Annotated in this window: 10 protein-coding genes; 4 read left to right on the forward strand and 6 right to left on the reverse strand. The window is 64.4% G+C overall.

Translation table 11 applies throughout. From position 1 onward, the window contains the following. Positions 1–52: 52 nt before the first annotated feature. Positions 53–742, forward strand: coding sequence for a DNA repair protein RecO (recO, locus tag AB4O09_RS07015; protein WP_003205262.1), 690 nt, complete (start codon positions 53–55; stop codon positions 740–742). A 49-nt stretch (positions 743–791) separates the two neighbouring features. Continuing rightward, positions 792–1,535, forward strand: a complete 744-nt coding sequence (gene pdxJ, locus AB4O09_RS07020) for a pyridoxine 5'-phosphate synthase (protein ID WP_003205260.1) — start codon at positions 792–794, stop codon at positions 1,533–1,535. A 90-nt stretch (positions 1,536–1,625) separates the two neighbouring features. Here pdxJ and mltF read toward each other — a convergent pair whose 3' ends face one another. Next, a complete protein-coding gene (gene mltF / locus AB4O09_RS07025; protein WP_003205258.1) occupies positions 1,626–3,086 on the reverse strand; it encodes a membrane-bound lytic murein transglycosylase MltF in 1,461 nt (486 codons plus the stop codon). 288 nt (positions 3,087–3,374) lie between these two features. On the opposite strand from mltF, the gene purL reads away from it, so the two are divergent. Together purL and AB4O09_RS07035 are read left to right on the forward strand one after the other, a co-directional pair. After that, positions 3,375–7,271 (forward strand): phosphoribosylformylglycinamidine synthase, encoded by a 3,897-nt coding sequence (gene purL / locus AB4O09_RS07030; RefSeq protein WP_003205256.1) that lies wholly within the window; start codon positions 3,375–3,377, stop codon positions 7,269–7,271. Between the two features lie 4 nt (positions 7,272–7,275). Next, positions 7,276–7,587: a YqfO family protein gene (locus AB4O09_RS07035; RefSeq protein ID WP_003205254.1), complete on the forward strand. Its 312-nt coding sequence runs from the start codon at positions 7,276–7,278 to the stop codon at positions 7,585–7,587. Positions 7,588–7,837: 250 nt separating this feature from the next. Here the strand turns inward: AB4O09_RS07035 and nagE are convergent, their stop codons facing one another. From nagE to AB4O09_RS07060, 5 genes are read right to left on the reverse strand one after another with little or no spacing between them, the layout of a single operon-like run. After that, positions 7,838–9,553, reverse strand: coding sequence for an N-acetylglucosamine-specific PTS transporter subunit IIBC (gene nagE / locus AB4O09_RS07040; RefSeq protein ID WP_305441465.1), 1,716 nt, complete (start codon positions 9,551–9,553; stop codon positions 7,838–7,840). Between the two features lie 33 nt (positions 9,554–9,586). Then, on the reverse strand, positions 9,587–12,100 hold the full coding sequence (gene ptsP, locus AB4O09_RS07045; RefSeq protein WP_003205250.1) for a phosphoenolpyruvate--protein phosphotransferase: 2,514 nt from the start codon (positions 12,098–12,100) through the stop codon (positions 9,587–9,589). A 51-nt stretch (positions 12,101–12,151) separates the two neighbouring features. Further along, positions 12,152–13,174 (reverse strand): SIS domain-containing protein, encoded by a 1,023-nt coding sequence (locus tag AB4O09_RS07050; protein ID WP_460108048.1) that lies wholly within the window; start codon positions 13,172–13,174, stop codon positions 12,152–12,154. Next, positions 13,155–14,261 (reverse strand): N-acetylglucosamine-6-phosphate deacetylase, encoded by a 1,107-nt coding sequence (nagA, locus tag AB4O09_RS07055; RefSeq protein ID WP_003205247.1) that lies wholly within the window; start codon positions 14,259–14,261, stop codon positions 13,155–13,157. Before nagA ends, AB4O09_RS07050 begins: the two co-directional genes overlap by 20 nt. A gap of 17 nt (positions 14,262–14,278) precedes the next feature. Next, positions 14,279–15,010 (reverse strand): GntR family transcriptional regulator, encoded by a 732-nt coding sequence (locus tag AB4O09_RS07060; protein ID WP_003205245.1) that lies wholly within the window; start codon positions 15,008–15,010, stop codon positions 14,279–14,281. Positions 15,011–15,023 lie beyond the last annotated feature (13 nt).

A 15,023-nucleotide genomic window follows, 5' to 3' on the forward strand; every position in this document is an offset into this window, starting at 1 on the left:
TGGTTTGGGGCTGTTTAAAAACTCTGTTTGTCCATTGAGAACTCTGATTCCCATGCCCCCAACCCAACCCACCGGCCAATCCGCCTACGTCCTCCACAGTCGCGCCTACCGCGAAAGCAGCGCCCTGGTGGACTTCCTCACGCCGCAAGGGCGGCTGCGGGCGGTGTTGCGTGGGGCGCGGGGCAAGGCCGGGACGTTGGCGCGGCCGTTCGTGCCGCTGGAAGTCGAGTTCCGTGGCCGGGGCGAGTTGAAAAATGTCGGGCGCATGGAAAGCAATGGCGTTGCGGCGTGGCTCAATGGTGAGGCGCTGTTCAGCGGCCTGTACCTCAATGAACTGCTGATCCGCCTGCTGCCCGCCGAAGATCCCCACCCGGCCGTCTTCGACCACTACGCCGCCACGCTGCTGGCGCTGGCTGAAGGCCGGCCGCTGGAGCCGCTGCTGCGCTCCTTCGAATGGCGACTGCTGGATGACCTGGGCTATGGCTTCGCCCTGAACACTGACCTGCACGGCGAACCCATCGCCGCCGATGGCCTGTACCGCTTGCAGGTGGATGCCGGCCTGGAGCAGGTCTACCTGCTGCAACCGGGGTTGTTCAACGGTGCCGAGCTGCTGGCCATGGCCGAGGCCGACTGGAGTGCGCCGGGCGCCTTGTCGGCAGCCAAGCGGCTGATGCGCCAGGCCCTGGCTGTGCATCTGGGCGGACGGCCACTGGTCAGTCGCGAGTTGTTTCGCAAGCCCTGATCAACCCGTATGCTGTGGGCCGACCATTTGCCCATTCAGGAGCCTTTTCGTGAGCACCAGCAATCGCATTCTTCTCGGCGTGAACATCGACCATGTCGCCACCCTGCGTCAGGCCCGCGGTACGCGTTACCCGGATCCGGTCAAGGCCGCACTGGACGCGGAAGAGGCGGGCGCCGACGGCATCACCGTTCACCTGCGTGAAGACCGTCGTCACATCCAGGAGCGGGACGTGCTGCTGCTCAAGGATGTGCTGCAAACCCGCATGAACTTCGAGATGGGCGTGACCGAAGAAATGATGGCGTTCGCCGAGCGCATTCGCCCGGCGCACATCTGCCTGGTGCCGGAGACGCGCCAGGAGCTGACCACCGAAGGCGGCCTCGACGTGGCGGGGCAGGAGGCGCGGATCAGCATGGCGGTGGAACGCCTGTCGAAGATCGGCGCCGAGGTGTCGCTGTTCATTGATGCCGACGAACGGCAGATCGAGGCGTCCAAGCGTGTTGGCGCGCCGGCCATCGAACTGCACACCGGCCGTTACGCCGATGCCCAGACCCCCACGGATGTGGCCGACGAGCTGCAGCGAGTAGCTGACGGCGTCGCCTGTGGCCTGGCCCAGGGCCTGATCGTCAACGCCGGCCATGGCCTGCACTACCATAACGTCGAAGCCGTCGCGGCCATCAAGGGCATCAACGAGCTGAACATCGGCCACGCGCTGGTGGCCCATGCGTTGTTCGTCGGGTTCAAGTCGGCGGTAGCGGAAATGAAAGCGTTGATCCTGGCTGCCGCCAAACCCTGACCCTGCCACCACATCCTGTGGGAGCAAGCTTTGCTCCCACAGGCACCTGTTCCCACAGGTCCCCCCCAGATTAAGGGTTGTGTCTGGCTGTCAGAGCTGCGGGGATTCCTGGCTAGGCTTGCTCTTGTCGACACCTGGCACGTGCAAGTTGCCCTCGGCCACCTGGTTGCCTTCAAGCTGTGGCTGCGTCACCCAGGTCAGGATGTCGTAGTAGCGACGGATGTTCGCCACGAAATGCACCGGCTCGCCACCGCGGGCGTAGCCATAGCGGGTCTTGCTGTACCACTGTTTCTGCGACAGGCGCGGCAGGATCTTTTTCACATCCAGCCACTTGTTCGGGTTCAGCCCTTCCTTGGCCGCCAGTTTGCGGGCGTCGTCCAGATGACCGCTGCCCACGTTATAGGCGGCGAGGGCGAACCAGGTGCGGTCGGGCTCTTCGATGCTTTCGTCCAGTTGGTCCTTCATGTACGCCAGGTACTTGGCACCGCCCATGATGCTCTGCTTCGGATCCAGGCGGTTGGACACGCCCATGGCCTGGGCCGTGTTCTGGGTCAGCATCATCAGGCCGCGCACGCCGGTCTTGGACGTGACCGCCGGTTGCCACAGCGATTCCTGATAGCCGATCGCGGCCAACAGGCGCCAATCGACTTTCTCTTGCTTGGCGTAGGCCTTGAAGTGCTGTTCGTATTTGGGCAGCCGTTGCTGCAAATGCTGGGCGAATGTGGTGGCGCCCATGTAGCCGAGGACATCGACGTGCCCGTAATAGCGGTCTTTGAGGCGCTGCAAGGTGCCGTTCTTCTGCACCTTTTCCAGGTAGCTGTTGATCTCGTTGAGCAGGCTGTTGTCCTCGCCGGGGGCGACCGCCCAACTCTGACTGCGGGCATCGCCCAGGTCGAAAGCCACGCGCACGTTGGGGAAGTACACCTGGTTCATCGCCACTTCGTTGGAGTCCACCAGGGTCAGGTCGATCTGGCCCTCGTCGACCATGCGCAACAGGTCGACCACTTCGACCGCGTCGGATTCTTCGTATTCGATGCCCGGATACTGCTGCTTCAACTGTGCCAGCTGTTCGGCGTGGGTGCTGCCCTTGAGCACCATGATTTTCTTGCCGGCCAGGGCGGCGGCGTCGGTCGGGCGTGACTGGCCGTTGCGGTAGATGATCTGCGGGGTGACTTCCAGATAGGAGCGGGAAAACCGCACCTGCTTCTTGCGCTGTTCGCTGCTGACCAGGCCCGCGGCGGCCAATACCGGACCGTTGGGCTTGCCGATCTGGCTGAAGAGGTCGTCGAGGTTGTCGGCGGTCTCTATCTTCAGTTCCACCCCCAAATCGTCGGCGAAGCGCTTCACCAGCTCGTATTCGAAGCCGGTTTCACCGTTACGATCCTCAAAGTAGGTGGCGGGGCTGTTTCGGGTAACCACCCGCAGCACGCCATCCTCCTTTACGCGCTCCAGTGTGTTGGGTTTCTCAACACAACCACTGAGCACCAGGAAGAGTCCGGTTGCGATCAGCCATCTGGCGTATCGCGGACGCAAAGCCGTTGGGGAAAACATCTGCGCAGTATACGCAAACGGCCCCTACCGCCATATCTCGACAGCAAATGGCCAGTCTGCTAGCCATTGCAAAACATGTCCGCAGCACCGGCCGGCCGGGGTGCGCAGGGCTTTGCGTCGCTGAAAAATAACTCTGCGAAAACCTTGGCGCGGGTGTCCAATTGCGCCGTGTGCGCAAAGACCGACATTCGGCCAGCACCGCGCGTGCCGTTTCGGGTGCCGTTGGCGGCGGTTTAGGCTAGAATGCACGGCCTCAAAGCACACCCCCTTCCCGAGGCTGTCCCGAAGATGTTGATCCTGCGCGGCGCTCCTGCCCTTTCTGCCTTTCGCCACAGCAAACTCCTTGAGCAACTGAGCCAGAAGGTTCCGGCTGTCAGTGGCTTGTATGCTGAATTCGCTCACTTCGCCGAAGTCACCGGCGGTTTGACCGGCGACGAACAGCAGGTGCTTGCGCGCCTTCTGAAGTACGGTCCCAGTGTTCCTGTCCAGGAGCCGGCCGGTCGCCTGTTCCTGGTGCTGCCGCGTTTCGGCACCATTTCGCCATGGTCGAGCAAGGCCAGCGATATCGCCCGCAACTGCGGCCTGGCGAAAGTCCAGCGTCTGGAGCGCGGTATTGCCTTTTATGTCGCCGGTGAGTTCAGCGAGGCCGAGGCCCAACTGATCGCCGACGGTCTGCATGACCGCATGACCCAGGTCGTCCTGGGCAACCTGGAGCAGGCCGCCGGCCTGTTCAGCCACGCCGAACCCAAGCCACTGACCGCCATCGATGTACTGGGCGGCGGCCGTGCCGCGCTGGAAAAAGCCAACGTCGAGCTGGGCCTGGCCCTGGCTGAAGACGAGATCGATTACCTGGTCAACGCCTTCCAGGGCTTGAAGCGCAACCCGCACGACATCGAACTGATGATGTTCGCCCAGGCCAACTCCGAGCACTGTCGCCACAAGATCTTCAACGCCAGTTGGGACATTGATGGCCAGGACCAGGAAAAAAGCCTGTTCGGCATGATCAAGAACACCTACCAGATGCACAACGAAGGTGTGCTGTCGGCCTACAAGGACAACGCGGCGGTGATCGTCGGCAACGTTGCCGGTCGCTTCTACCCGAACCCTGAGACCCGCCAGTACGGTGCGGTCCAGGAACCGGTGCACATCCTCATGAAGGTCGAGACCCACAACCACCCGACGGCGATTGCCCCGTTCCCGGGCGCGTCCACCGGTTCCGGTGGCGAGATCCGCGACGAAGGCGCCACCGGGCGCGGTGCCAAGCCCAAGGCCGGCCTGACCGGCTTCACCGTGTCGAACCTGCAGATCCCGGGCTTCGAACAGCCGTGGGAAAAGCCGTACGGCAAGCCTGAGCGCATCGTCAACGCCCTGGACATCATGATCGAAGGTCCCCTGGGGGGCGCGGCGTTCAACAACGAATTCGGCCGTCCGGCCCTGACCGGCTATTTCCGTACCTTCGAACAGTCCATCACCACCCCGCGTGGTGAGGAAGTCCGTGGTTACCACAAGCCGATCATGTTGGCTGGTGGCATGGGCAACATCCGCGCCGAACACGTGCAGAAAGGCGAGATCCTGGTCGGCTCCAAGCTGATCGTCCTCGGTGGCCCGGCCATGCTCATCGGCCTGGGCGGCGGCGCCGCTTCCTCCATGGCCACCGGCACCAGCTCGGCGGACCTGGACTTCGCTTCGGTCCAACGGGAAAACCCGGAAATGGAACGCCGTTGCCAGGAAGTCATCGACCGTTGCTGGCAGTTGGGTGACCACAACCCCATCAGCTTCATCCACGACGTCGGCGCGGGCGGCCTGTCCAACGCCTTCCCGGAACTGGTCAACGACGGTGGCCGCGGTGGCCGCTTCGAACTGCGCAACATTCCAAACGACGAGCCGGGCATGGCCCCGCACGAAATCTGGAGCAACGAATCGCAGGAACGTTACGTCCTGGCGGTCGGCCCGGCGGACTTCGAGCGCTTCAAGGCTATTTGCGAGCGCGAGCGCTGCCCGTTCGCGGTAGTGGGTGAAGCCACCGCCGAGCCGCAACTGACCGTCACCGACAGCCATTTCGGCAACAGCCCGGTGGACATGCCGCTGGAAGTGCTGCTGGGCAAGGCCCCGCGCATGCACCGTTCGGCCGTTCGCGAAGCCGAGCTGGGCGACGATTTCGATCCGTCGACCCTCGACCTCGCCGAGTCCATCGAGCGCGTGCTGCATCACCCGGCCGTGGCGAGCAAGAGCTTTTTGATCACCATCGGCGACCGCACCATCACCGGCCTCGTGGCCCGTGACCAGATGGTCGGCCCGTGGCAGGTGCCGGTGGCTGACGTGGCCGTGACCGCCACCAGCTTCGACGTCTACACCGGTGAAGCCATGGCGATGGGCGAGCGCACACCGCTGGCACTGCTGGACGCCCCGGCGTCGGGCCGCATGGCGATTGGCGAGACCCTGACCAACATCGCGGCTTCGCGCATCGGCAAGATTTCCGACATCAAGCTGTCGGCCAACTGGATGTCCGCCGCCGGTCACCCGGGTGAAGACGCCCGCCTGTACGACACGGTCAAGGCTGTCGGCATGGAGCTGTGCCCTGAGCTGGGTATCACCATTCCGGTGGGCAAGGACTCCATGTCCATGGCCACGCGCTGGAACGACGAAGGCGTGGACAAGAGCGTGACTTCGCCGCTGTCGCTGATCGTGACCGGTTTCGCCCCGGTCACCGACATCCGCCAGACCCTGACCCCGCAACTGCGCATGGACAAGGGCACCACCGATCTGATCCTGATCGACCTGGGCCGTGGCCAGAACCGCATGGGCGCCTCGATCCTGGCCCAGGTGCACGGCAAGCTCGGCTCGCAAGCGCCGGACGTCGATGATGCCGAAGACCTGAAGGCATTCTTCGCCGTCATCCAGGGTCTCAACGCCGACGGTCACCTGCTGGCCTACCACGACCGTTCCGACGGCGGTTTGCTGACCACCGTGGTGGAAATGGCCTTTGCCGGCCACTGCGGCCTGAGCCTGACCCTCGACAGCGTTGCCGAGTCCAAGGCCGAAATCCCGGCCATCCTGTTCAACGAAGAGTTGGGCGCGGTGATCCAGGTTCGCCAGGACGCCACCCCGGACATCCTCGCCCAGTTCAGCGCAGCTGGCCTGGCCGACTGCGTCTCGGTGATCGGCCAGCCGATCAACAACGCCCACATCAACATCACCTTCAATGGCGACACCGTCTTTGAAGGCCAGCGCAGCCTGTTGCAGCGCCAGTGGGCGGAAACCAGCTACCAGATCCAGCGCCTGCGCGACAACGCCGATTGCGCCGAGCAGGAATTCGACGCGCTGCTGGAAGAAGACAACCCGGGCCTGAGCGCCAAGCTCAGCTACGACGTCAACCACGACGTGGCCGCGCCCTACATCAAGAAAGGCATTCGCCCACAAGTGGCGGTCCTGCGCGAGCAGGGCGTCAACGGCCAGGTGGAGATGGCGGCGGCATTCGACCGCGCCGGTTTCAACGCCATCGACGTGCACATGAGCGACATCCTGGCTGGCCGTGTCGACCTGAACGACTTCAAGGGCATGGTCGCTTGCGGCGGTTTCTCCTACGGTGACGTGCTGGGTGCCGGTGAAGGCTGGGCCAAGTCGGCGCTGTTCAACAGCCGTGCTCGCGATGCGTTCCAGGGTTTCTTCGAACGCACCGACAGTTTCACCCTCGGCGTGTGCAACGGTTGCCAGATGATGTCCAACCTGCACGAGCTGATCCCGGGCAGCGAGTTCTGGCCGCACTTCGTGCGTAACCGTTCCGAGCAGTTCGAAGCCCGCGTGGCGATGGTCCAGGTCCAGGAGTCGAATTCGATCTTCCTGCAGGGCATGGCCGGTTCGCGCATGCCGATCGCCATCGCCCACGGCGAAGGCCACGCGGAATTCGAAAGCGAAGAAGCGTTGCTCGAGGCCGACTTGTCTGGTTGCGTGTCGCTGCGCTTCGTTGACAACCACGGCAAGGTCACCGAAACCTACCCGGCCAACCCGAACGGCTCGCCGCGCGGGATCACCGGCCTGACCAGCCGCGACGGCCGCGTCACGATCATGATGCCGCACCCCGAGCGTGTATTCCGCGCGGTGCAGAACTCGTGGCGTTCGGACGACTGGAACGAAGACGCGCCATGGATGCGCATGTTCCGCAACGCCCGCGTCTGGGTGAACTAAGGCGGTGTACAAGCTCTGCTTCTTCGTTCCGGCCAGCCATCTGGACGTGGTCAAAAACGCCGTATTCGCTGCCGGTGGCGGGCGAATCGGCGACTATGACCACTGCGCCTGGCAAGTGTTGGGCCTGGGCCAGTTTCGCCCGTTGGACGGCAGCCAGCCGTTCATTGGCGAAGCAGGGCAGGTCGAGCAGGTCGAGGAGTGGAAGGTGGAACTGGTGGTGGCCGATGAGTTGATCCGCCCAGTGGTGGAGGCGCTGAAGCACAGCCATCCCTACGAGACACCGGCGTATGAAGTGTGGCGGTTGGAGGATTTCTGATCCTCTGGCGCTTGAAATGAAAAACCCGCTGATGGATTCAGCGGGTTTTTTATTGCCCGTGATTCTGTGTACATGAACCCTCGCCACGGGGATTGCGCTGTGTCAGATATAGTTGTGGGGTGTGTACAGGCCCCATCGCGAGCAAGCTCGCTCCCACAGTGGATGGGTGTTGTTCACAAAACAAGTGATCGACACCGAACCCTGTGGGAGCGAGCTTGCTCGCGATGGCGTACTTTCAGGCAACGAAAACTCAGGCTTTGACACCCGCCTGACGACTCGGCACCACCGCCTCCAACGCCCGCCACAACCCTGGCGCTTTTTCCCCTAGCAACAAGTGCCACACACCATCCTCCAGCGAACTGACCCCCTGGCAACCCAGCGCCTTGAGCTGGCCTTCCGACAACCCTTTGCCATCGGCCAGTTGCACGCGCAAACGGCTCATCGCCACGCAATCGAGCTGCACCACATTCCCGCCACCGCCCAGGGCCGCGAGCCATTGTTGCGCTTCGGCTTCGGAGACGACGGTCGGTGGGGCAGACGCAACCACTTCGGCCACGGATGCGCTGGCTGGCCGTTCGGAAGAGGGCAACGCCAAGCGGATTTCATCGGCGATGCTGTCGGCCATCGGCCCCACCACCACCTGCAGGCTGCCGCCGTGGCCGGGGCGGACCACGGCCATGGCGCCGAGGGCCTTGAGCTGGGCGTCGGACGCCTTGTTGCGATCCATCAGGTCCAGTCGCAGGCGCGTGGTGCAGGCGCCGAGGGTGATCAGGTTGTCAGCGCCGCCCAACGCTTGGATGTAGGCAGCGGCCCGCTGGTTTTCAGCGATGGCCGGTTTGTCGCCCGCCGGTACCTCTTCGCGCCCCGGCGTCTTCAGGTCGAAGCGGCGGATGCAGAAGTCGAACACCAGGTAATAGATCGCCGCGTAGGCCAGGCCCACCGGGACGACCAGCCAGCCGTTAGTGGATTCGCCCCAGCCCAGGACCATGTCGATGAAACCGCCGGAGAAGGTAAAGCCCAAGTGGATGTTCAATAGATTAGTCACCGCCATCGACAGGCCGGTGAGCAGCGCGTGGACCAGGTACAACAGCGGCGCAAGGAACATGAAGGCGAATTCGATCGGTTCGGTGACACCGGTCAGAAACGAGGTCAGCGCCATGGACAGCAGGATCCCGCCCATGACCTTACGTCGCCGGGGCAGGGCGTTGCGGTACATCGCCAGGCACGCCGCGGGCAGACCGAAGAGCATCACCGGGAACATCCCGGTCATGAACTGGCCGCCCTTGGGGTCGCCGGCGAAATAACGGGTCAGGTCCCCGGTGACCACCGCCCCGGTCGCCGGGTCGGTAAAGCTGCCGAAGATGAACCAGGCCATGTTGTTGAGGATGTGGTGCAAGCCGGTGACGATCAGCAACCGATTGAATACACCGAAGACGAACGCGCCGAAGCTGCCGCTGGCCATCAGCAGCTCGCCGAAGCTGTTGATGCTGTGCTGGATCGGCGGCCAGATCAGGCCGAACACGACGCCGAGACCGACGGCGCTGAAGCCGGTGACAATCGGCACGAAGCGTCGGCCGCCAAAGAACGCCAGGTACTCCGGCAGCTTGATGTCCTTGAAGCGGTTGTACAGCGCGCCGGCCAGCAGACCACTGATGATCCCGGCGAGCATGCCCATGTTGATGCTGGCGTCGAGCACCTTCAGCGTCGCGATCATCACCAGGTAACCGATGGCCCCGGCCAGCCCCGCCGTGCCGTTGTTGTCCCGGGCGAAACCCACAGAGATGCCGATGGCGAAGATCATCGGCAGGTTGGCGAAAATCGCTTCGCCGGCATCGTGGATGATCGCGATATTCAACAGGTCCGTGTCACCCAGGCGCAGCAGCAGGCCGGCTATCGGCAGGATCGCGATGGGCAACATCAGCGCCCGGCCGAGGCGTTGCAGCCCTTCAATGAAATGCTGGTACATGGCGTCTCTCCTTTTATTGTTGTCCGACGTGGCTCAGCCCAGGGGCCAGTGTTGATGGCAGGCCTGGCGCACGGCGGCGGCACTGGCCAGGTTCAGCAAATCGGTACTGACGCGGCGGCACTGGGCGGCATCGAGGTGACGCACGCGGTCCTTGATTTCGCCGACCTGCGGCGGGCTGACCGACAGCTCCCGTACGCCCAGGCCTATCAGCACCGGTGTGGCCAGGGGATCGGAAGCCAAGGCCCCGCATACGCCAACCCAGCGCCCATGCTTGGCGGCGCCAGCGCAGGTCTGGGCGATCAGTCGCAACAGCGCCGGGTGCAAGGCATCGACCCGGGCGGCGAGGCCGGCGTGGTCGCGGTCCATGGCGAGGGTGTACTGGGACAGGTCGTTGGTGCCAATGGACAGGAAGTCCGCGTGCTCGGCCAGTTGCTCGGCCAGCAGGGCGGCGGCTGGTACTTCGATCATCACCCCCAGTTGCGGGCGTTCGCTCAGGCCGAGTTCGGCACCCAAGGCGTCGAGACGCTGGCGGATGTGCAGCAGTTCGTCAACCTCGGTAACCATCGGCAACAAAATCCGGCAGCGGTGCAGTGGGCGAGTCTGCAGCAGGGCTCGCAATTGCTGATCCAGCAGTTCCGGGCGCACCTGGGCCAGGCGAATGCCCCGCAGGCCGAGCACCGGGTTGGCTTCGGCCGGCAGCGGCAGGTAATCCAATTGTTTGTCGCCACCGACGTCGATGGTGCGGATGATCACTGGCCTGTCGCCCATGGCATCGAGCACGGCCTGATAGGCCTGGCGTTGCTCTTCGTCGTCGGGGGCAGTGTGGCGGTCGACGAAGAGAAACTCGGTGCGCAGCAAGCCAACGCCATCGGCGCCGTTGGCAAAGGCCTGGCTGGCTTCGGCGCTGGAGGCGACGTTAGCGGCAACTTCAACCTCCACCCCATCGACGGTTCGCGCCGGCGTGTGGGCGAGGGTCTGTTGCTGGGCGCGCAGGGCTGTGCGTCGGGTCTGTGCTTGCTGCACCTGCGCCAGGCGCTCGGCGGTTGGGGTGAGTTCGAGGCGGCCGCCGTCGGCGTCCAGCACCACCGATTGCCCCGGTGCCTGTGCAAGCAGTGCCTCGCCCAATGCCACCAGGCAGGGCAGGCCTTTGCCACGGGCCAGGATCGCCACGTGGGACGTCGCGCCGCCCTCGGCCATGCACACACCGGCCACGCCTTGGGCGCTGAGTTGCAACAGGTCCGATGGGGTCAGTTCCTGCGCGACGACAATGGCGCCCGCCGGTACGTCGAATTGCCAGGCTTCCCCCAACAGCACCCGCAAGACCCGCTGGCGCAAGTCGTGCAAATCATTGGCGCGCTCGGCCAGCAGCGTGCTTTGCAGTTGCCGCAGCACTTGGCACTGCTCGTCGATGGAGCGGCTCCAAGCGTGGGGCGCGGCGCAACCTTGTTCGATCGACAGGTCGGCGGCGTCCAGCAGGACCGGATCTTCCAACAATGCCAAGTGGGCGCTGAAGATCGCTTGCTCATCGACGTGGCGCCGGGCCTTGGCGTTTTCCAGGGTCAATTGGATCTCGCGACTGACCTGCGCCAAGGCATCGCGAAGCCGTTGCCGTTGTTCTGCGACGTCGTGACCCCCGACATCCTCGGGCAACTGAATGCCTTCCAGGTGAACCAGCGCTCCACTGACCAGACCGGGCGCGGCGCATACGCCGTGCAGCACACCGTCTTCGGCGCTACGGCTGGGCGCCTTGGCCGGCGGTGCCTCGGCATGGGCCTCTTCGGCCAGGGCTGTGGATAATGTTTTCAGCAGCGCTTGCAACGCCGCCTCGGCATCGCTGCCACGGCAACTGACGTGCACTTCGGCCTGTTCGGTGATCGCCAGGCCCATCATGCCCATCACACTGTCGCAGGACGCCGATCGACCGCTGAAGTGCAGGTGCGAGCGACTCTTGAAGCCTTGGGCGGTCTGGCGAACCAAGGCGGCCGGCCGCGCGTGCAGGCCGCCTCGATGAGCGATGCGGATCTGGCCGAACACTTCGATGCCGACGTCCGCTTCATCGTCGCGTGTTTCACCCGGTGTCTTGCTGACGATGTGCAGCAACGGCTCGCCGACCTTGACCCCTTTGAGGGTAATCGGCCGAGCCTGGAAGTGCTCGCCATTGGTGATGATCAGCAGGCTGACCAGGCTTTTGCAGCGCTGTGCCACGCTGTCCAGGTCATAACGCAGTAGCGCCTGGCCGTTGCTGACCCGCGTGCCCTCCTTGACCAGCATGGAAAAACCGTCGCCCTGCAATTCGACAGTGTCCAGCCCCAGATGCAGCAGCAGTTCGGCGCCGTTGTCGGCCCGCAGGGTCACGGCGTGGCCGGTGCGAGCGACGTGGATCACCTCGCCGTCACAGGGGGCGTAGAGGGTGTCGTTCAGCGGATCGATGGCGATCCCGTCGCCCATGGCGCCGCTGGCGAACACCGCGTCCGGGACGTTGGCGAGGGTGAGCACCGGCCCGCTGAGCGGGGCGCTGAGGGTCAGCTCTTTATTGTTGTTGGGCATGGGCTCGCTCTCTTTGTAATTTCGTTGACCTTGCGTTAAAGGATTGTCGGTTCAGTGGGTCCGGGTGACCTTGCTCAAGTGCCGTGGCTGGTCCGGGTCCAGGCCTCGGGCCTCAGCCAGGCTGGCGGCCATGCGGTAAAAGCTCTGGATCGCCAGGATCGGGTCCAGGGCCGGGTGTTCGGCGCGGGACAGCGTCAGGTTGCGCTCGGCGATGTCATCGGGCGCGGCCAGTAGCACCCGGGCGCCGCGTTGGCGCATGTCGGCGGCCAGGCTCAACACACCAGCCTGCTCGGCGCCGCGCGGGGCGAACACCAACAGCGGGTAATCTGCATAGATCAGTGCCATCGGCCCGTGGCGGACCTCGGCGCTGCTGAAGGCTTCGGCCTGGATCGCTGAGGTTTCCTTGAATTTGAGCGCGGCTTCCTGGGCGATGGCGAACCCGGCGCCACGGCCGATGACCATCAAGCGCTGGCCGTCACGCAGGGCCTCGACGGCGGCGCTCCAATCCTGGCTCGCGGCATCGCGCAGGCCTTCGGGCAGCGCGGTGCCGGCTTCGAGCAATTCTGCATCGTCTTTCCAATGGGCCACCAGACGCGCGCTGGCGCTGAGAGTGGCGATGAAACTCTTGGTCGCGGCGACACTGCTTTCGATGCCGGCGCACAAGGGCACGCTGAATTCACAGGCCGCCTCCAGCGGAGAGTCCTCTGCGTTGACCATCGCCACACTCAACGCGCCGCGCTTGCGCAACAGGCGCAGGCTGTTCACCAGGTCCGGGCTTTGCCCCGATTGGGAGAATGCGAACGCCACCTGGCCGCTGACCTTCAGCGGCGCCTGCTGCATGGTCACCACCGACATCGGCAGCGACGCCACCGGCAACCCCAGTTGTTGCATGGTCAGGTAGGCAAAGTAGCTGGCGGCGTGGTCGGAGCTGCCACGGGCCACGGTCATCGCCACTTGCGGCGGTTGGCGGCGCAGACGCCCGGCAATTTCCTGCAGGGCGGGGTCCAATAGCCGCAATTGGCGCTCGACGGCGGCGGACGAGGCCAGGGCCTCTTCAAGCATTTTGGAAGTCAATGGCTTCTCCTTCGACCATCACGTCGATCAGGTTCAGGGCACGATCAAGGCGCACACAGTCAGCCCAGGCGCCGGGTTGCAGGCGTCCGCGCTCGGGCAGGCCGAGGTAGTCGGCGGGGAATTGCGACAGGCGTTGCGAGGCTTCGGCGAGGGGCAGGCCGATCTTCACCAGGTTGCGCAGGGCCTGGTCCATGGTCAGGGTGCTGCCGGCCAGCGTGCCGTCGGCCAGGCGCACACCGCCGAGGCATTTGGTCACGGTGTGGCTGCCCAGCTTGTATTCGCCGTCGGGCATTCCGGCGGCGGCGGTGGAGTCGGTGACGCAATACAGGCACGGGATCGCACGCAAGGCCACGCGCATGGCACCGGGGTGCACGTGCAGCAAATCGGGAATCAACTCGGCATATCGGGCATGGGCCAGAGCCGCGCCGACGATGCCCGGTTCGCGGTGATGCAACGGGCTCATGGCGTTGTACAAATGGGTGAAACTGCTGGCCCCGGCCGCCAGTGCCGCGACGCCTTCTTCGTAACTGCCCAGGGTATGGCCGATCTGCATGCGCACGCCCCGGGCGCTGAGCGCGCGAATCAAGGCGTCGTGCCCGGCGATTTCCGGTGCGATGGTAATCACCCGGATCGGTGCCAGGGCCAGGTAGGCCTCCACTTCGGCCATCAACGCGGTGTGGGCGAAATTCGGTTGGGCACCGAGTTTGCCGGGGTTGATATAGGGGCCTTCCAAATGCACCCCCAGCACGCGTGCGCTGCCGCTGGGCCGCTGTTCGCAGAACTCACCGAGGGCCTTGAGTACGCTGGCGATTTCTTCGCTCGGCGCGGTCATGGTGGTGGCGAGCAGCGCCGTGGTGCCGAAGCGCACGTGGGTGCGGGCAATGGTTTCGAACGCTGGCGCGCCTTCCATGATGTCTTTGCCGCCGCCGCCGTGCACATGCAGGTCGATGAAGCCGGGCAGCAGGTAGGGCAGGTCGTTGCTCGCCGGGTCGCAGGGCTGGCCTTCGACGGACACGACCTTGCCGTGTTCGTGGACCAGACGGCCGCGTATCCAGCCGTTGGCGGTGAGGATGTTGTCTTCGGACATTGGGATTCTCTGGTCGTCTAGCGCCGCAGCTCTGCGACAAAGTCGTAGTAGTCGTTGCGGCAATAGGTGTCGGTGACTTCGATGGGCGTGTTGTCTTCCAGGTAGCCGACCCGGGTCATCAGTAGCATTGCGGTGCCGGGGGCGATGCCCACCAGGGCGGCGAACTCGTCCGAGGCGTTGATGGCCTGGATGTGTTGCAGGGCGCGCACCACCGGTTTGCCGATGCCATCGAGGAATTCATAAAGCGAATCGCCCACCGCCTGTGGCTTGGGAATGATTGATGCGGGCAGGGTGCTCATCTCGATGGCCATGACCGTGTTGTCGGCCTTGCGCAGCCGTTTGAGCCGGGCGACTTTGTCAGTGGGTGACAGGCCCAGGCGAATCAGTTCTTCGTGGGTTGGCGGGGTAATTTCCCGCTCCAGCCACTGGGAGCCGGGCACGAAGCCTTTGAGCCGGAGCATTTCGCTGAACCCGCTGAGGCGCGAGAGCGGTTGTTCGAGGCGCGGGGTGATGAACGTTCCCGAGCCTTGGTTGCGGCGGATCAGGCCTTGTTCGAACAGCACTTCCAGCGCTTTGCGGGCGGTGACCCGGGAAATGCCCAGTTGCTCGCTCAAGCTGCGTTCGGAGGGCATTGCTTGCTCGGCTTTCCACTGGCCGGCGTGGATAGCGGCCTCCAGGTTGCGGGCCAGTTGCAGGTAGAGCGGGGTGGGTTGGGTGTCGTCGGGGCGCAGGGCCAGGATGTCGTTCATGTGGTGTGTCCGA

The sequence above is a fragment of the Pseudomonas sp. H1_F01 genome (assembly GCF_054681425.1).

Excerpts from the sequence above, each read along its gene's own strand:
- recO (WP_003205262.1), top strand. The coding sequence starts at position 53 with ATGCCCCCAACCCAACCCACCGGCCAATCCGCCTACGTCCTCCACAGT.
- purL (WP_003205256.1), top strand. The coding sequence starts at position 3,375 with ATGTTGATCCTGCGCGGCGCTCCTGCCCTTTCTGCCTTTCGCCACAGC.
- nagA (WP_003205247.1), bottom strand. The coding sequence starts at position 14,261 with ATGTCCGAAGACAACATCCTCACCGCCAACGGCTGGATACGCGGCCGT.
- nagE (WP_305441465.1), bottom strand. The coding sequence starts at position 9,553 with ATGTACCAGCATTTCATTGAAGGGCTGCAACGCCTCGGCCGGGCGCTG.
- ptsP (WP_003205250.1), bottom strand. The coding sequence starts at position 12,100 with ATGCCCAACAACAATAAAGAGCTGACCCTCAGCGCCCCGCTCAGCGGG.
- AB4O09_RS07060 (WP_003205245.1), bottom strand. The coding sequence starts at position 15,010 with ATGAACGACATCCTGGCCCTGCGCCCCGACGACACCCAACCCACCCCG.
- mltF (WP_003205258.1), bottom strand. The coding sequence starts at position 3,086 with ATGTTTTCCCCAACGGCTTTGCGTCCGCGATACGCCAGATGGCTGATC.